Origin of the sequence: Mesorhizobium sp. LHD-90 (genome assembly GCF_030929505.1) — a bacterium.
Lineage (GTDB): Bacteria > Pseudomonadota > Alphaproteobacteria > Rhizobiales > Rhizobiaceae > Kumtagia.
On sequence record NZ_JAVFVV010000016.1, the window covers coordinates 42656 to 60456 of the forward strand.

Annotated in this window: 15 protein-coding genes and 1 tRNA gene; 13 read left to right on the top strand and 3 right to left on the bottom strand. The window is 64.4% G+C overall.

Annotation, left to right across the window (positions count from 1 at the left end; genetic code table 11):
- Nucleotide 1: 1 nt before the first annotated feature.
- Genes RB623_RS21300 through RB623_RS21315 form a run of 4 tightly spaced genes read left to right on the top strand, consistent with a single transcriptional unit; the run spans nt 2 to nt 4464 of the window.
- Complete coding sequence (locus tag RB623_RS21300) at nt 2-529, top strand: DUF4381 domain-containing protein (protein ID WP_308058985.1); 528 nt, start codon at nt 2-4, stop codon at nt 527-529.
- A complete protein-coding gene (locus RB623_RS21305; protein WP_308058986.1) occupies nt 516-1529 on the top strand; it encodes a VWA domain-containing protein in 1014 nt (337 codons plus the stop codon). The genes RB623_RS21300 and RB623_RS21305 overlap by 14 nt, the downstream gene beginning before the upstream one ends.
- Nucleotides 1526-3097, top strand: a complete 1572-nt coding sequence (locus tag RB623_RS21310) for a VWA domain-containing protein (RefSeq protein WP_308058987.1) — start codon at nt 1526-1528, stop codon at nt 3095-3097. Before RB623_RS21305 ends, RB623_RS21310 begins: the two co-directional genes overlap by 4 nt.
- A gap of 38 nt (nt 3098-3135) precedes the next feature.
- Nucleotides 3136-4464 (top strand): hypothetical protein, encoded by a 1329-nt coding sequence (locus RB623_RS21315; RefSeq protein ID WP_308058988.1) that lies wholly within the window; start codon nt 3136-3138, stop codon nt 4462-4464.
- 160 nt (nt 4465-4624) lie between these two features.
- On the opposite strand, the gene RB623_RS21320 is transcribed toward RB623_RS21315, so the two are convergent.
- Nucleotides 4625-5569, bottom strand: a complete 945-nt coding sequence (locus RB623_RS21320; RefSeq protein ID WP_308058989.1) for a transporter — start codon at nt 5567-5569, stop codon at nt 4625-4627.
- A 568-nt stretch (nt 5570-6137) separates the two neighbouring features.
- On the opposite strand from RB623_RS21320, the gene RB623_RS21325 reads away from it, so the two are divergent.
- The 7 genes from RB623_RS21325 to htpG all read left to right on the top strand — a co-directional run bounded on the left by RB623_RS21325 (nt 6138) and on the right by htpG (nt 13635).
- Nucleotides 6138-7052: a Hint domain-containing protein gene (locus tag RB623_RS21325; RefSeq protein WP_308058990.1), complete on the top strand. Its 915-nt coding sequence runs from the start codon at nt 6138-6140 to the stop codon at nt 7050-7052.
- 100 nt (nt 7053-7152) lie between these two features.
- Nucleotides 7153-8088 carry a Hint domain-containing protein gene (locus tag RB623_RS21330; protein ID WP_308058991.1) on the top strand — a complete coding sequence of 312 codons (936 nt, stop codon included), beginning with the start codon at nt 7153-7155 and terminating at the stop codon, nt 8086-8088.
- A gap of 101 nt (nt 8089-8189) precedes the next feature.
- Nucleotides 8190-9149 carry a glycine betaine ABC transporter substrate-binding protein gene (locus tag RB623_RS21335; protein WP_308058992.1) on the top strand — a complete coding sequence of 320 codons (960 nt, stop codon included), beginning with the start codon at nt 8190-8192 and terminating at the stop codon, nt 9147-9149.
- A complete protein-coding gene (locus tag RB623_RS21340) occupies nt 9146-9853 on the top strand; it encodes a L,D-transpeptidase (protein ID WP_308058994.1) in 708 nt (235 codons plus the stop codon). Before RB623_RS21335 ends, RB623_RS21340 begins: the two co-directional genes overlap by 4 nt.
- 17 nt (nt 9854-9870) lie before the next feature.
- Nucleotides 9871-10203: a hypothetical protein gene (locus RB623_RS21345; protein ID WP_308058995.1), complete on the top strand. Its 333-nt coding sequence runs from the start codon at nt 9871-9873 to the stop codon at nt 10201-10203.
- Between the two features lie 135 nt (nt 10204-10338).
- Nucleotides 10339-11523, top strand: coding sequence for a hypothetical protein (locus RB623_RS21350; protein WP_308058996.1), 1185 nt, complete (start codon nt 10339-10341; stop codon nt 11521-11523).
- Nucleotides 11524-11754: 231 nt separating this feature from the next.
- Nucleotides 11755-13635, top strand: coding sequence for a molecular chaperone HtpG (gene htpG / locus RB623_RS21355; protein ID WP_308058997.1), 1881 nt, complete (start codon nt 11755-11757; stop codon nt 13633-13635).
- Nucleotides 13636-14005: 370 nt separating this feature from the next.
- Here htpG and murA read toward each other — a convergent pair whose 3' ends face one another.
- Both murA and RB623_RS21365 read right to left on the bottom strand, forming a co-directional pair.
- On the bottom strand, nt 14006-15295 hold the full coding sequence (gene murA / locus RB623_RS21360) for a UDP-N-acetylglucosamine 1-carboxyvinyltransferase (protein ID WP_308058998.1): 1290 nt from the start codon (nt 15293-15295) through the stop codon (nt 14006-14008).
- A 134-nt stretch (nt 15296-15429) separates the two neighbouring features.
- The gene (locus RB623_RS21365) at nt 15430-15612 is read right to left on the bottom strand and encodes a hypothetical protein (RefSeq protein WP_308058999.1); all 183 of its coding nucleotides are present in this window, start codon (nt 15610-15612) and stop codon (nt 15430-15432) included.
- A gap of 182 nt (nt 15613-15794) precedes the next feature.
- Between RB623_RS21365 and RB623_RS21370 the strand changes: the two genes are divergently transcribed.
- Both RB623_RS21370 and RB623_RS21375 read left to right on the top strand, forming a co-directional pair.
- Nucleotides 15795-15869, top strand: a tRNA-Thr gene (locus RB623_RS21370).
- Nucleotides 15870-15961: 92 nt separating this feature from the next.
- Entirely contained in the window at nt 15962-17539 is a 1578-nt protein-coding gene (locus tag RB623_RS21375) for a hypothetical protein (protein WP_308059000.1), read from the top strand.
- Nucleotides 17540-17801 lie beyond the last annotated feature (262 nt).

A 17801-nucleotide genomic window follows, 5' to 3' on the forward strand; every position in this document is an offset into this window, starting at 1 on the left:
GATGGACGCGGACGCCGCGCCCCAACTCGACGCCGCCACACGCGCCGCGCTGCAAAAACTCGCTGACATAGCGCAGCCGCCGCTCGTCTCGTGGATGCCGCAGACCTGGGGGTGGGCGGTGCTGGCTGTGCTTGTCGCGGCTCTGCTTTTCTGGGGCGCGTGGCGCTGGCACCGGCATCGCGTGCGCAACCGCTACAGACGCGAGGCGCTGGCCGAACTCGCCCGGATCGAAGCCGGGCTTGGCGCGCCTGAAGGTCGTGCGGACGCGGTGGCCGAGGCGGCGGCCCTGCTGAAGCGTGTAGCGCTGGCCGCCTGGCCGCGCGAAACGGTGGCGTCGCTGAGCGGACCGGATTGGGTCGCCTTCCTGCGCAAGACCGCCGGCGGATCGTCCTTCCCTGACGCGGCTGCCGCGCTGCTCGACGACGCCGAATATCGCGGGCCGCCGGACCGGGCCGTCCCGAAGGCCGATGAAAAGGCTTTCCTCGCCGCCGCGCGCCGCTGGATCGAGGGGCATCATGTACCAGCTTGACCATCCCTGGCTGCTGGCGCTGCTGCCGCTGCCCCTGCTCGTCTGGTGGCTGCTGCCGGCCTATCGCGAGGAGACGGCGTCGGTGCGGCTGCCCTTCTTCGACGAGATCACGCGGGCCGCCGGCGTGTCGCCGACGCAAGGCTCGGTGGTGCCGCGCACCAACTGGATGCAGAAGCTGATCGCGCCGGTCTGCTGGACGCTGATCGTGCTGGCGCTGGCGCGGCCGCAATATGTCGAGCCGCCGCTGGAGAAGACGGAGCCGCAGCGTGACCTCATGCTGTCGCTCGACCTGTCGCAGTCCATGGATACCCGCGATTTTCGCGACACCACCGGCCAGCTTGTGCCCCGCGTCGATGCCGTGCGCAAGGTGGTCGCCGATTTTGTCAGCCGCCGCCCTGGCGACCGGATCGGGCTGATCGCCTTCGGCGATGCACCCTATCCGCTGGTGCCCTTCACGCTCGACCACAGAACAGTGCAGGCAATGCTGGCCGACACGCTGCCCGGCATGGCCGGCCCGCGCACAGCGCTCGGCGATTCCATCGGCCTGGCGATAAAGATGTTCGCCGACAGCCCGGCGCCGGACAAGGTGCTGGTGGTGTTGACCGACGGCAACGACACGGCGAGCAAGATGCCACCGGACAAGGCGGCCGACATCGCCAAGCAGAACAAGATCACCGTCCACACGGTCGGCATCGGCGATCCGAACGCCACTGGCGAGGACAAGCTCGACCAGTCAGCACTCCAGAAGATCGCGCAGGCGACCGGCGGGCGCTATTTCTTCGGCGAGGACCAGACCCAGCTCGCCGACATCTACGCCACGCTCGACCGCATCACGCCGGCGAACCAGAAGACGCTGTCCTGGCGGCCGCGCATCGAGCTTTTCCACTATCCGCTTGGCGCAGCACTCATCCTGCTGATCGCCTATCACGCCGCGATGTGGCTCGGGGCCACGCTGAGGCGGCGGTCCTCGCCGACGCCGGTCCGCGAGGCCGAGGCATGATCGCGGATTTCCACTTCCTGCGCCCGTGGTGGCTGCTGGCACTGGTCGCCGCCGTCGCGCTGCCGTGGCTGCTTGGCCGGCAGACCGATGTCCGGGCGCGCTGGCGCGGCATGATCGCGCCAGGCCTGCTCGACCATCTCGTGATTACGCGGCAGGCGGCGCGGCGGCTGCATCCGGTGCATCTGACGGCGGCGGCGATCGCGCTGGGCGCAATCGCGACGGCCGGGCCGACCTGGGAGCGCGAGCGGCCGCCCTTCGTCGAGGACACCGCGCCGCTCGCCATCGCCATTGACCTGTCGCAGACCATGGACGCAACCGATGTCTCGCCGTCGCGGCTGGAGCGGGCAAAACTCAAGATCCAGGACCTGCTCGACCGGCGCAAGGGCGCGCGCACCGCCGTCTTCGCCTATGCCGGCTCCGCCCATATGGTGCTGCCGCTGACCGACGACGCGGCATTGATCAAGACCTATGTGGCGTCGCTCGCCACGCGCCTGATGCCGGTGCCCGGCAAGGACACCGCCAAGGCGCTGCAGGCGGCCGAGGCCGGCCTCGCCAACGAACAGGCGCCCGGCACCATCTTGTTCCTGACCGACGGCGTGGAGCAGGGGGCTTTCGGCGCCTTTTCCGGCTATCGCGGCCGCCACGACCTCATGGTGCTCGGCATCGGCACGGCGGAAGGCGGGCCGGTCAAGACCGGCGAAGGCTCATACCTGACCGATTCCGGCGGGCAGCGCGTCTTCGCGAAACTCGACGTGGACGGGCTTAAGGAACTGCAGCGGCAGTCCTCCGTGCAGGTCGCGACGGTGACGGCCGACGACGCCGACGTCGACTGGATCGTGCGGCGCATACAGACTGCGTTCCAGCAGAAGGCCGCCGAAGGGGCTACGCGCTGGCGCGACATGGGCTGGTGGCTGACCATCCCCATCGCGGCGCTCGGCGCCTTCTGGTTCCGTCGCGGCTGGAGCGTGCAATGGACCGGCGCCATGCTCGCCGTCATGCTCTTCGCCCTGCCGGAGCGGGCGGATGCGGCGGACCGGCGTCTCGCCGACATGTGGCTGACGCCCGACCAGCAGGGCCGGCTCGCCTTCGAGCGCGGCGACTATGCCGGCGCGGCGGAGCGGTTCCGCGACCCGGCGTGGCGGGGCGTGGCGCTTTACCGGGCGGGAAAGTTCGATGAGGCACTGGATGCGTTCGCGCAGTCCGACACGGCGGAAGCCTACTACAATCAGGGCAATGTGCTGATGCATCTCGCCAGGCCCGAGCAGGCCATGGCCGCCTATCAGCAGGCTCTGAAGACGCGCCCGGACTGGGCCGAGGCCAAGGCCAACCTCGCCGTCGCCGAAGCGCTCGCCGCCGCCAAGAAGAAGGACGACGAAGAGCAGGAGGCGCAGGACCCCAACGAAAAGCCGGACCAGATCCAGTTCGACGACAAGGGCAAGAAGGGCAAGGCCGGCACGGTAGACGCCGCCGCGCAGACCGCCGAGATGTGGATGCGCAACATCCAGGTGACACCCGCCGACCTGCTCGCCCGCAAATTCGCCATCGAGGCCAAGGGCGGGACGCCATGAGCCGCTGCGCATCAGTCTTTCGCTGTATGGCGGCAGTCGTGCTTCTGCTGCTGGCACCGATCGCGGCGGCACATGCGGCTGACCCGTTCGCCCGCGCGAGCGTCGATGCGCAGGGCACGATCTATCCGGGCCAGCAGGTCACGGTCACCGTCGACGTGCTCGTGCCGAATTTCTTCATGTCTCCGCCGCAGTTTCCGCTGTTCGACCTGCCGAATGCCGTGGTGACGCTACCGGACTCGGGCGCGGAGAATCTCAACGAAACCGTCGATGGCGAAAGTTTTGCCGGTATCCGACGCAGCTATCTGGTCACGCCACAGGCGGCCGGCGACTACGTGCTGCCGCCGGTCGAGATCACCTTCACCTATGCCGCCGTGCCCGGCCAGGCCTCGCCCGGCAAGGTGACGCTGCCGCCGACCAGGTTCACCGTGACCGCCCAGCCCGGAGCGGAAACGGACGGCGCCTCGGTGACGGCGGCGCGTGTCGACGTCGAGCAGGCGCTGGACCGCGACGCCAAGGCGATGAAGGCTGGCGATACGCTGGTGCGCACCGTCACCGTCACCGCCGACGGCATGCAGGCGATGATGATCCCGGAACCGTCCTTCGAGGCGCCCGAGGGCGTTCGCATCTATCGCCATGACCCGAAGCTCGAAGACCAGCGGACGCCGCGCGGCGAGTTCGTCGCCGGCCGGCGCACCGACACCGTGACCTATGTCTTCGAGAAGGCGGGGAATTATTCCCTGCCCGCCGTGGAGGTCCACTGGTTCGATCCGCAAAGCGGCAAGGCCGAAACGGCCTCCGCGCCGGCCGTCGCCGTGACGGTGGCCGAGGCGGCGGCGAGCAATCCCGCGATCGCGCCCCCCGCGCCTGTCGAGAAACCGCAGCCGGCCTGGACGCGCATCGACTGGCGGCGATGGCTGCCGGTCGCCGGTTTCGCGGTGGCCGTGCTCGCGGCGGCAGGCTGGCTGCTGCTCTCAGGCCTGCCGCGCCTTCTGACCCATCTTCGCGCGCGGCGCGCGGAACGGGAAAATTCGGAGCCAGCCTATTTCCGTCGCTTCGAACAGGCCTGTCGGGGCCGTGACGCCCGCGCCGTCCATGCGCGCTTGGACGCATGGGCCCGGCGCTGCGAAATCGGCCCGGTTGCCGAGTGGCTGCGCCGCAATGGGGATGACGATGCGCGGCGCGCCTATGCCACGTTTGAAAAGTCGGTCTTCGGCGGCGCGGACGGCGCAGCACTCGACCTCCGGGGACTCGGCACGGGCTTGGCGAGGACACGGCATGCGTTGCTAGCGAAGCAACAGCGGCGTGCCGGACACATCCAAGCGCTTCCGCCGCTCAATCCGCGATGGGCCGACAATTCCGGGGGCTGATTGGCCGGAAGTCGACCCATGAGAAGTGGGCGGGGTTCCGGGGATGGCGCATTGTCGACCGCCGAATCGATACAGTCGACCATCGACGGGCTGCTGCGAGCGGATGTTGACGCATCTTGTCGGTCGCGGCCCGCAGCCGCCGAGATGCTCGGGTTTCCGCTCAGAACGATCCCGAAATGTTGAGGTAGAAGCCGTTGCCTTCCAGCCGGTTCTTCACGCCGAATTCCGGCGCCCAACTGAAGGAGAAATTGATCGGGTTCTTCTCGGTGCCCGCCGTATATTTCACCACGGGGCCGATGGCGAAGGACCTCCCCTTGAAGCCGTCCAACTGATCGGCGGCTCCGCCCTTGTCGTCCTCGAACTGGTAGAGGATGGAGCCGAACACTCCGACGCCGAACTTTCCGAAGCTCTTCGTCAGCACGGCATCCAGATGCGCCATGGCGCCGCTGGTATAGTCGGTGGCGGGATTCTCGGTGTTGATGTCGATGCCGCCGGTGATATCGAACTGCATCTCTCGCGTCGTATCGATGTAGGTATAGGCAAGGTTTGGCGAGAAGGTCCAATAATTCAGGCCGTTGTTGGCGAGTGCGCCCTCGTCGTACTTGCCGGTCGGCGCAAAGATTCGCAGGCTGGCCGTGAGGAATTGCGTGCCCGAATGCCAGCCGAGCATCGGGCCGAAGGCGATGTCGCCGAGCGAGGTCACCTCATCGTCGCTGCCAAGCGGTCCGAGCGAGGCGCCGACCTTCATGTATTGGACGGGCACGGTGGCGAACGTTCCGAAGGTCAGATTGTTGCCGAGTTCGATCCCCCCCGGCACCCAGATGCCGGTGAAGTTGGTCGCGGCGATATCGCCTTCAAGGCCGAACTGCGTCGACCCGCCGATCGGGATCTCCAGATCGGCCGACGCTTCTCCGTGGTAGTAGACGTTGCTGCTTTGCCAGTAGACGCCGGGCATGGGGGGGAGGATTCCGATGCCTGGCACCGCGAAGGCGCCGGGGATGTAGCGGCCCATGGCGGCCTCGGTTGCAAAGGCCTCTGTTGGCATCAGGCCAGCGGCCGCAATGACCAGAAACGCCGAATGCGCCATCGCTCTGTATGAACGCATCTATCCCTCCGGAAACTGCCGCAGACTCAATCTTAATAATCACCTTTACGCAGCGGTTTTCCAGAAGATACGTCGCTGCGGCGCTCGGCCGGAGGCAGTCGACGATGCGGTGTGGCATAAGCCACACATTCCCGACCTGCTTAGTGCTTGGAGTGCGGCGCCTCTACGGCGAAAGCCATCGCCGTGAAAACCACCCCCGCGGAACCCGCCGCCGCCCCGGAAGCCTCCGCGTTCGGAATTTCCTCCGTTGAACTGCGGAAAAAACGGTCTCGACGACCACCTGCCACTCAAGGGCGGAGTCGGATTCAGGTTCTGAGCTAAGAAACTGCGTAACAAAACGGGGAGAGAGCCTTAAAATAGAAGATCGAAATTATATATAAAATATTTTGGATACGAATAATGTTTAGTATAGAAAGTGTGAAAATCTGCGAGAAGTTATTGTAGTTAAAATTATCGTCGAGTTGGACGAAATTTATTGACGAGCCTGTCTATTCTGTTTAGGTGATGTTGGCGACCGGGGTCTTTTGTGTGCTCGTCGTGCGAGCGGGCGCAGGTGGAGAGATGGACCATGGCAGATTTCAACAGCAGCTTCTTTACCCTGGGCACCTATGACGCTGGCACAGGCATCTTCACGGCCACCGCCGACAGCGTAGCCGGTGTCAACGACACCACGGATAACGAGCCGGTGGGCGGCGGCCAGCCCGGCGACACGACTTTTGAGGTTGGGGATAATCTGACCATCACCGGCGCGAACGGCGGCGGCGGTCAGTATATTGGCCATACCGGCGATGGCTTCGTCGCCCAGCAAGGCGGCAACTTCTTCTTCTACTCGAACTCGGCAGTCACTCAAAACGATGAGTTGCCAATCGATACCGGCGACTTCGCCGTTTGCTTCGCTGCGGGCACGCTGATCGCGACACCGGACGGAGAGCGCGCCGTCGAGACGCTAAAGATCGGCGATCTTGTCATGACGGCGGAGGGCCGGACCGTGCCGGTCAAGTGGCTCGGCCGGCAGACGCTGTCGACGATGTTCGGCTTTCCGGAAGGACGGCGGCCTGTCTGCGTGTCGGCAGGTGCCTTGGGAGAGAGACTGCCGGTGCGCGACCTGCGCGTCACCGCCACCCATGCCTTGCTGATCGACGGCGTGCTGGTGCATGCCGGCGCGCTGGTCAACGGCACGACCGTCCGCCGCATCCCGAAGAATGAACTCGGCGAGCGCTTCGTCGTCTATCACATCGAGACCGAGAACCACGACATCGTGCTGGCGCAAGGCGCCCCGGCCGAGACCTTCATCGACAACGTGACGCGCGAGCGCTTCGACAACTACGCCGAATACCAAGCGCTCTACGGCTTGGCGCCGGTGGCGATGGAAGAATTGCAACAGCCACGCGCCATGAGCTACCGTCAGGTGCCGGTTGCGATACGCAGTCGGATCGCCACGGCGGCTGCAGCGCTTGCACCGGCACGTGAAGAGGTGGGTTAGGCGCTGAGGTTGGGGCAGGGCGCCAGTTTGTTGTGTTGACGCAGCGAGGTGAGAGGCGGGCCTCGCTGCGCTTGCGCATCCACGAACGGAGGTGATGTCGATGGCAACCTATCAAACCAACTTTTTCTATGAGCTGGACCAGAACGGCAACAGCACAAATGGTCATGTAGACTCGCAGGTGGCGAATGCCGGGGGCACCGCCACCGAGGTGGTCGACGACGGCACAAACACAGCCTCGATCGGTGAAGAATTCAACGTGGTTTTTACCGATCCTGGTGTGAACGCTCAATTTGGCGGTACTTACACCTATGTCGGGCACGCCACGCCATTTTCCGGTTATATCGCGGAAGACACCAACGGCGAGTACTTCCTGTTTTCCAACGATGACAGCATCCCGATCGGAACGAATCTCAACGGTTTTGCCGCCGAGGACATTCCCCTCTGCTTCCTGCCCGGCACGCTGATCGCGACACCGGACGGAGAGCGCGCCGTCGAGACGCTGGCGATCGGCGATCTTCTCCTCACGGCGGAGGGCCGGACTGTGCCGGTCAAATGGCTTGGCCGCCAGTCGCTGTCGACGATGTTCGGCTTTCCGGAAGGACGCCGGCCGGTTTGCGTGTCGGCAGGCGCCTTGGGTGAGGGGCTGCCGGTGCGCGACCTGCGCGTCACCGCCACCCATGCCTTGCTGATCGACGGCGTGCTGGTGCATGCCGGCGCGCTCGTCAACGGCACGACCATCCGCCGCATCCCCAAGAATGAACTCGGCGAGCGCTTCGTCGTCTATCACATCGAGACGGAGAATCACGAGATCGTGCTGGCGGAAGGCACTCCGGCCGAGACCTTCATCGACAACGTGACGCGCGAGCGTTTCGACAACTACGCCGAATATGAAGCGCTCTACGGCCCGGCTCCGGCGGCGATCGAGGAATTGCGGCAGCCACGCGCCATGAGCCACCGGCAGGTGCCCGCTGCGATCAAGACGCGGATTGCGACGGCCTCGGCGGAGCTTGCGCCTGCACACGTCCGGGTGGCCTAAAGGCCAGTGGTCCCGAAGCATTGCGGAGTAAAGCGAAAGACGGCAAGCTGGCGCGAGTCGGTTGGCCGTCTTCTTGATACCGGCGAAAACAGGGGATGCACATGCGGCGAGTGATCCAGAGTGCCGTGATTGCGCTGGCGGCCATCGTCAACGTCAGCGGCCCGGCCAACGCAGCCGACTTGACGATCGCCATGCCGAACTGGTGGTCGGGCAAGGCGACGGCCAACATAATCAAGGTGGGCCTGAAGAAAGAGTTCGGCATCGATGCCGAGGCCGTCGAGATGGGCACGCTGACCGCCTTCGCCGGGCTGGATTCCGGCCAGGTGGACATTCATCCGGAAGTCTGGCTGCCCAACCTCGACAATCTCGTCAAACGTTATGTCACGGACGCCGGCACCGTCGCCATGAGCCCGATCGGCGTGCCCGCCTGGCAAGGCATCTGCGCGACGCGGACAACCGCCGACAAGGACGGCATCCGTGACATTTCGGATCTCAGCGACGAGAAGAAGACGGCCGTGCTCGACACCGACGGCGACGGCCGCGGCGAGCTGTGGATCGGCGCCCCGACTTGGTCGTCCACCGAGATCGAGCGCATCCGGGCCAACAGCTACGGCTATGCCAAGACGCTGACGCTGCTGGAGGTTCAGGAGGATGTCGGCATGGCGGCCGTGGACGCCGCCGAGGCCACCCAGCGCCCGATGGTCTTTGCCTGCTACGCGCCGCATGCGGTGTTCAAGCTGCACGACATCGTGCGTCTGACCGAGCCGGCCTACAACCCGGCCAAATGGAAAGTGGTCCTGCCGGCCGAGGATCCCGACTGGTTGTCGAAATCCAACGCGGCGGTGGGGTGGGACGCCGCGCACTACCACATCGCCTATGCGGCCTCTCTGCGCCAGAAGCATCCCGATGTCGTCCGTTTCCTCGAGCGCATCGACTTCAAGCCGGAAGAGGCGATCGACATGAGTTACGCGCTGCAGGTCGAGCGGCAGGACCCTCTTGCCTTCGCCGAGCAGTGGGTGGCGAAGAACCAGGCTCGCGTTGATGGGTGGGCAAAGCCATGACCGAACCGTTCAACCGTCAGGCCTCGTCCGGCGCCCCGGCGCGCGGCCGGCTCGCCAAGCTGGCCGCGCTGTTGGCGGCCGGGCTCGTGCTTGCCACCGCGGCAGCGTTCGCCGCGGGAGGAACCCAGGTCTATGATCCGAAGACGCGGCAGTGGATCAGCTACGACCGCACCAAGGCCGCCAAATACTGGCGCCAGCACAAGCAGGTTCCCGAAGCCTTCCGCGCGCAGATGGTGAAGTTCCGCACCGCGGAGAAGCCGGGCACCATCATCATCGACGGCAACCAGCATTTTCTCTACCTCGTCCAGCCCGGCCAGAAGGCGATCCGCTACGGCATAGGTGTCGGGCGCGATGGATTCGGCTGGGCGGGCATCGTGCGTGTCGGTCGCACCGCCGAGTGGCCGACCTGGACGCCGCCGGCCGAGATGGTCGCGCGCGATCCCAACGCGCGCAAATGGGCCGGCGGCCAGCCCGGCGGTCCCGACAATCCGCTGGGCGCCAGGGCGCTCTATCTCTACGAAGGCGACAGGGACACGATCTACCGCATCCATGGGACTCCCGAGCCGTGGACAATCGGCCTCGACGTCTCGTCCGGCTGCATCCGCATGAACAATGACGACATCGTCGACCTGCATTCACGCATCGAAGTCGGCGCCAAGGTCATCGTGCTGATGCAGGGGGCGGCCCTCTACAAGGGCGTTTGACTTCTTTCAAGGAGGGGATGATGACTGCATCCGTAAAATGGGTAGTCAGGTCGGGGCCGTTGCCCGGGCTGTTTGCAGCCGGTCTTGTTGCGGTCGTGAGTGCATGCACGTCCGGCCCGACACCCGACCAGATGGCGAGGACGACGCTCGAAACGGCTCCGGCCGACCTGCAGCTCCTGTGCGCCAACGAGGCCGCGCGATCCGCCGGGGTGGAAAGCAGCAAGGTACTGCCCGTCAGCTCGCGCAAGCTGGACGCGAAGAACTATCAGGTGGAGCTCAACGCCGGAGGCACGCCGACGAGATGTATCATCGACGCCGACGGCAAGATTGTTTCTATCGGGGCGGCGTAGACTTCGACTTCGCGTTGGGCTTCTCGAACCGACTTGGTGTGATCCAGGCCAGCAACGCTGTCGGGAAGCGGTCTTATTCACCAAGGGTCATCCTGAAAAAAGCGGACCCGCATCCGCCAAGAAGGCGTCGCGCCGATGCAATCTGAAAAAAAGAATATCGGCGACTTCCTCTCGGCACGAGGCGGCCCGTTTTACGAAATGCAGATGAGGCTCCATTTGCTGGAGCAGCATTCGCTCCAGGCCGGACGTCGAACCGCGGTTTTTGTTGCGCTCGCCTGGGGCGTACCGATGTTGCTCAGCCTTATCGAGGGGCGTGCCGTGGGACCCGCGGCAGAACGGCCGTTCCTCTTTGATCTCGGCGTTTGGGCGAGGTTCGCGATTGCGATTGCTGCATTCACTTTCGCCGAGGGGCGGGTCGAAGAGCAACTCAAGCAGACACTCAGACAGTTCACCAAAGCCCCGTTGCTATCGCCTGCGTCATTCGAAGGGGCGGCTGCAGCGGTCGCAGCAGCACTTCGGCGCCGCGATTCACGAATTGCCGAGATAGTCTGCCTCATTTTGGCGTACCTTCTTTCCCTTGCCTCGCTGATCAATGTCGCCACCGGCACCGATCAATCCTGGGCCGTAAGCGCCTCCCCGGCGGGGCACTCGCTGACAATTGCGGGCTGGTGGTGTGTGCTGGTGAGCAGCCCTCTGTTTTTCTTCCTGCTGCTCCGAGGGTTATGGCGTCATTTCGTATGGTCGATGCTGCTTCGGCGAATTGCCGCTCTTCGATTGCGGCTGGTGACCACACATCCGGACGGCAAGGCTGGATTGGCATTTGTCGGCCGATACCCGAACGTCTTTGCTCTGTTCGTCTTCGGAGTGAGCTGCGTCATCGCCGCAGGCCTGGCACATCAACTGCTTAGGTCGTCCATTTCACTGACGGCCTGGGCCTACGTGATGGGCGCATGGCTGGCGATTGTCCTGGCACTGTTTGCCTATCCGCTTTTGGCTTTCTCGAAGCCCCTTATGGCGCTCAAACAGAACACACTGCTGGTGACAAGCGCAAAAGGCACCCAGTTTCAGCGGCAGGCCGAGCGCAAGCTGCTTGGAGAAAACGTTGTTTCTCCTGATCCCGGCGAGGCCGACGAACATCCGGATGTCGCCGATCCGGCGAAACAGTTCGAGGCATCTCGAAAGATGGCCACGTTCCTGGTTGACCGCTCGGCGCTCTTGCCGGTGTCTGCCGCCGCCCTGCTGCCGCTCGTGGCCGCTGGAGCGACGCAGATGCCGTACAAGGAGCTGCTGTCGATTTTCAAGAAGTTGCTACTGCTTTAAGGATCGCGGGACGCGCTCCTTGGCCCAGGCCCGATGGCAGATATTGCCGACCTCAAGGTGAGGCCGACGTCGCGCCACAACCGGCGGAGCCGTTCCCCTTCTGGTGTCTTACCCGCATCAGGTCCCTACAGATGATTGTCCATCGCGGTTGGCGCCGCCAGAATCCATCTTGAAAATCGCGCGGCGGCCCGCCATCTCGTCCGCCGGAAACGCAAGGACGGACGGAAAGACATGACGACGGAAACGACCGAGAAAAAGAGCTTCGAGGCCGATGTCGCGCGGCTGCTGCACATGATGGTGCATTCGGTCTATTCGGACCGCGACGTCTTTCTGCGCGAGCTGATCTCCAACGCCGCCGACGCCTGCGAAAAACTGCGCTACGAGACGATCGCCCGGCCCGAACTGCTCGGCGATGACCCGAAGCCGCGCATCGCCATCGCCGCCGATCCGGATGCGAACAAGCTCGCCGTCGAGGACAACGGCATCGGCATGAGCCGCGACGAGATGGCCGAGGCGCTGGGCACCATCGCGCGCTCCGGCACGCGCGCCTTCATGGAGCGCATCGAAGCCGCGAAGGACGGCGCGCAATTCGTCGGCCAGTTCGGCGTCGGCTTCTATTCGGCCTTCATGGTGGCCGACCGCGTCGACGTCGTCACCCGCCAGGCCGGCAGCGACGAAGCGTGGCGCTGGTCCTCGGACGGCAAGGGCGAATATCAGATCGGCCCGGCTTCTCTGGAGGAAGCGCCGAAGCGCGGCACGCGCGTGGTGCTGCACCTGATGGACGGCGCTAAAAACTACACCGAGCGCTATACACTGGAGCGGCTGGTGAAATCGCAGTCCGGGCATGTCCCGGTGCCGATCTCGGTGGTCGAGAAGCCCGGCGAGGAGGCGAAGGAGATCGCCGACGGCACCGCGCTTTGGGTCAAGCCGAAGAGCGAGGTGAAGCCCGAGGAATATACGGATTTCTATCGCAGCGTTGCCGGCCAGTATGACGAGCCGGCCGTCACGATCCATTTCCGCGCCGAGGGGCGGCATGAATACAGCGTGCTTGCCTTCGTGCCGGGTTCACGGCCTTTCGACCTGTTCGACCAGGACCGCAAGGGGCGGATGAAGCTCTACGTCAAGCGCGTGTTCATCACCGACGACGCCGAGCTGGTGCCGCGCTACCTGCGCTTCGTGCGCGGCATCGTCGATTCCGCCGACCTGCCGCTGAACGTGTCGCGCGAAATGATCCAGGAAAGCCCGCTGCTGACCGCAATCCGCAAGGGCGTGACCGGCCGTGTCCTCGGCGACCTCGCCAAACTCGCCGAAAACGACGCCGATGCCTACGCAAAAATCTGGGAGAATTTCGGCGTCGTCCTCAAGGAAGGCATCTACGAGGATTTCGAGCGCCGCGAGCAGCTTCTGAAGCTGGCGCGCTTCCGCTCGACGGCTTCGAGCGACGGCTGGCGCGGCCTGGCCGACTATGTCTCGGCCATGAAGGAGAAGCAGAAGGCGATCTTCTTCATGACCGGCGACGACCGGGCGCGACTGGAAGCCTCACCGCAGCTCGAAGGTTTCCGGGCGCGCGGGCTGGAGGTGCTGCTGCTGACCGATCCGGTCGACAGTTTCTGGGTGATGAACGCGCCGGAATTCGACGGAAAACCGTTCAAGTCGGTGACCCAGGGCGGCAGCGAGCTTTCGGAGATCCCGCTGCTCGACGAGGCGGCGAAGGCGGACGCCGAAACCGCGCCGGAGATCGGCCAGTTCCTCGCCTTCGTCAAGGAAACGCTGGGGGATGCGGTGAACGACGTGCGGGCGTCGGAGCGGCTGCGCGAGAGCGCCGTCTGCCTGGTTGCGCCGGAGCACGGTCCCGACCGCCAGTTCGAGCGGCTGCTGAGCGCCGCAGGCAGGCTGGAGGCGACGGCCAAGCCGATTTTAGAGATCAACCCGCGCAACGAGCGCGTCGCCGCGTTGGCAAAACTAGGCGACGGCGACAAGGCGTTCAGGGAGGACGTGGCGCACCTGCTCTATGACGAGGCGCGCGTGCTCGATGGCGACAAGCCGGTGGACGCCAAGGCGTTTTCCGAGCGGCTCGCCCGGCTTATTGCGCGCGGGCTGCCGGCGGGGTGAGTGCCGGCTAGTCTCGGCAGTGCGATGTCGGGGTGCGTCCTTCGAGGCTCGCCCGCGGATGTTTATCTCACATTTTCAACGTCTTGCGGGCTCGCGCCTCAGGATGAGGGAGGTCGTGCCATCGACGTTGATCGTCACCGTCAGCGCTTACATTCGGGTAATGTCCAGGCATGGCGGTTGTGCCGGTGAAAATCCTGGCACCGCTGGCCGGTGCGCTGATACCATGCTCAGCATACCCTGAGGCTTTGGAGATTGGCGGTTGCAGACACGACCGCCCTCATCCTGAGGTGCGAGCCCGCAACGCGCTGAAAATGGAGCGCAATCCTCAGCGGGCGAGCCTCGAAGGACGCACCCGAAGCAGGCCTGATCCCTACGACGAAAGCCGCTCGATGACCGCGCCGCAGCCCGAAAGCTTCTCCTCCAGCCGCTCGAAACCACGGTCGAGGTGGTAGACGCGGTTGACGACGGTCTCGCCCTCGGCGGCGAGACCCGCGATGACCAGCGACACCGAGGCGCGCAGGTCGGTGGCCATGACTGGCGCGCCCTTCAACATGTCGACGCCCTCGACGGTCGCGGTCTGGCCGGACAACGAGATATGGGCGCCGAGGCGGGCGAGCTCCTGCACATGCATGAAGCGGTTCTCGAAGATCGTCTCGGTGATGCGCGAGCGGCCCTTGGCCATGGTCATCAGGCCCATGAACTGCGCCTGCAGGTCGGTCGGGAAGCCGGGGAAGGGCTCGGTGGTGACGTCGACCGGATGGATGCCGTGGCCGTTGCGCGTGACGCGGATGCCGGAATTGGTCGGCGTGATCTCGGCGCCGGTCTGGGCGATCACGTCGAGCGCGGTCTGCAACAGGTCGGGCCGTGCGTTCTCGAGCAGCACGTCGCCGCCGGCCATGGCGACGGCCATGGCGTAGGTGCCGGTCTCGATGCGGTCCGGAATGACTTTCTGGCGGGCACCCGACAGCATGTCGACGCCCTGGATGGTGATGGTGCTGGTGCCGGCGCCGACGATGTTGGCGCCCATGGCGTTGAGGCAGTCGGCGAGGTTGACGACCTCCGGCTCGCGCGCCGCGTTTTCCAGCACCGTCTCGCCGCGCGCCAGCGTCGCCGCCATCATCAGCACATGCGTGGCGCCGACCGAGACTTTCGGAAAGACGAAGCGGTTGCCCTTGAGCCGGTTCTTGGCCTTGGCGATGACGTAGCCGTTCTCGACGTCGATCTTCGCGCCGAGCGCGTCGAGACCTTCGAGGAAGAGGTCGACGGGGCGGGTGCCGATGGCGCAGCCGCCGGGCAGCGAAACCTTCGCTTCGCCCATGCGCGCCAGCAGCGGGCCGATGACCCAGAAGCTCGCCCGCATCTTCGAGACCAGCTCATAGGGGGCGGTGGTGTCGACGATGTTGCGCGCCGTAAAGCTGATGGTGCGCGAATAGCCTTCCTGCTGCTTCTCGCGCCGGCCGTTGACCGCGTAGTCGACGCCGTGGTTGCCGAGGATGCGGATCAGTTGCTCGACATCGGCAAGGTGAGGGACGTTTTCGAGCGTCAGCGTGTCGTCGGTGAGCAGCGAGGCGATCATCAGCGGCAGGGCCGCGTTTTTTGCGCCGGAGATCGGGATGCGGCCGTTGAGCTTGTTGCCGCCGACCAGTCTTATGCGGTCCATATAGGTCACTTTCCCGGCGAATCACCCGGATTTCATAGGATTGCCCAAAGCGCACGCTGTAGACGATAGCGCCGCGCGGTTCAAGAAATGCCCCGGTTCGCGGGGGGTGCCCGGCCCTTGCGCGGCCGGTTTCGTCATTTTTCCGGCTCGGTCTGCGTATCGGGAGCCTTGGCGTCGCTTCCGGTTTTCGCCTTGCCGTCAGCGTCGCGGGAGCGCGCCTGCTGCTTGCGGCGGGCGAGATTGGCCCGCAGCTCCTGCGCCAGCCGGGCGGCGCGCCCGGTTTTGTCGGTTGTCCTGTCCTTTGTCTTGTCCGCCATGTCCCCGTCCGGCATCGCCGCGAAAGCAGGATGAATATAGGATATCCGGCCCGCGCGATCGACGGTTGACCAAGGCCAAAAGAATGCGGCCCGCTGATGACACGGCGCCGGCGACAACAAGGCATTCAATAGACGCCTTGCGCTTGCCCGCCCCATGTGGCAGAAGGCGCCCCATTCGACGGGCTGCCGTAGCTCAGTGGTAGAGCACTCCCTTGGTAAGGGAGAGGTCGAGAGTTCAATCCTCTCTGGCAGCACCATTCCATCCCCTTGATATCATTGAATCCCTTGCAAACAAAGGCCCGCCGCCCATATTGATGTTACAATTGACGTAACAAAATGGCATGGGCCGATGGCTGGCAAGGTGCGGAATCTTCTCAATCGGGACGGCCGGTATTTCGCCCGGCTTGTCATTCCGAAGGAGCTTCGTCCGTTCATGGACGGTAAAACGGAGCTTCGAAAAGCCCTTGGCTCCGACTATCGAATGGCCTTGAAGATGCTACCAGGAGCCGTCGCCGTCCTTCACCATGATATTTCTCTCGGCGAGCGCCGCGCTATCGATGCTGGCGAACGCAACGTCACGGTTGGACGGTATCCGCTCGCGCCAGATCAAATCGCGTTACGCAGCTATCAGGATCGGCTCGCGCAGGACGAGCGTGCCCGTAATATCACGCCAGCTTGGGCGGCAATGTCCATTGATGACGATTTGGTCGCGCAGCTTCGCCGCGGTATGGCTGGTGAACTTCGTGACGACGAACTCGCCGAATTGGTCGATCATCGGATTGAGCGCTTCCGGCAAATCGGAAATACGACCGCCGAGCGTGGCACACTAGAATGGCGAACGCTGGCGCGTGCCATCTGTATTGCCGAATACGAGGCGCTGGAGCGCGTCGCCGAGCGTAACGAAGGTGACTACACCGGCACGCCCACCCACCCGTTGATCGTTAACGCTGTTCCGCCGGCCGATGAACTTCCGCCCGTATCATTGACCGGTTTGCTCACCGACTACATTTCCGCGAAGCGGCTGGTCGGAAAAGGGAGGGGTGCTGACAAGCGGTGGACGCCCGTCTTTGCAGACCTGCGGAAATTCATCAAACACGATGACGCGCGTCGTCTTACCGATGACAACCTTATTGCTTGGCGTGACGAGCGCATGAAGACACTCGCCCCAAAGACCGTCGCGGACGTTTACCTCGCATCGGTTCGCACCGTCCTTTCGTGGGCGGTTGCCAACAAGCGCCTGCCTTCCAATGTTGCGAAGGATGTCCGGCAGGAGAAGGCGAAGAAAGTGCGGACGCGCGAACCGGGTTTCACCCTGCCTGAGGCAATAACGATCCTTCGCGTGGCGTCCGACTACCGTCCGAAGGTGACCGACAACCCCGCGAACAACGAGCTACCGCAGACAACCGCCGCCAAGCGCTGGACGCCGATCTTGTGCGCTCACAGCGGCGCGCGCGTCTCTGAGATGACACAGCTTCGCAAAGAAGACATTCGCAAGGAAGGCGACGCCTACGTCATGCGCGTGACCGCTGATGCCGGCACCGTGAAGGCCGGTGGCTACCGCGACGTGCCGATACACCAACAGCTTATTGATATGGGCTTCCTCGACTTCGTGGACGCCTCGCCGACTGGTCCGCTTTTTTACAGGGCAGCGAAGGGCCGTGACAGCGTGAAGGCCTCTCAAATGGTGGCCGGTCGCATCAGTAAGTGGCTCCAGGCGCTTGGCGTCGTCCCGGAAGGCGTCCAGCCGAACCACGGATGGCGGCACCGCTTCAAGAGTGTTGCGACGGAGATCGGAATTTCTGATAGGGTAGCCGACGCCATTCAAGGTCATGCTGGCAGGACTGCCGGTGATAACTACGGCGACGTGACTGTGATCGCTCGGAAGCGGGCGATCGACCGGCTTCCCACCTACGACCTGAATTCCTGACAGGAAACTTTTTCGCCAGGGGTCGGTCACGTTGAGCGACCCTGCCGCGCTGAAGCTTTTCGATGCGATTCCGACTGTCGCACGCCCGTCGATCAATGCCGCGACCGCGCTGCGCGCGCCGGCTATCGTCGCGTTAATTGCCGGCGCTATCGGCTCACTGAAGGCCAAGGTTTTTGAAACGACCGATGCCGGCAATCGCACGACAAAAGAGGATGGACGCCGCCGAGCAATTTGTCTGGGTTGCCACAAAAATATCATCCCG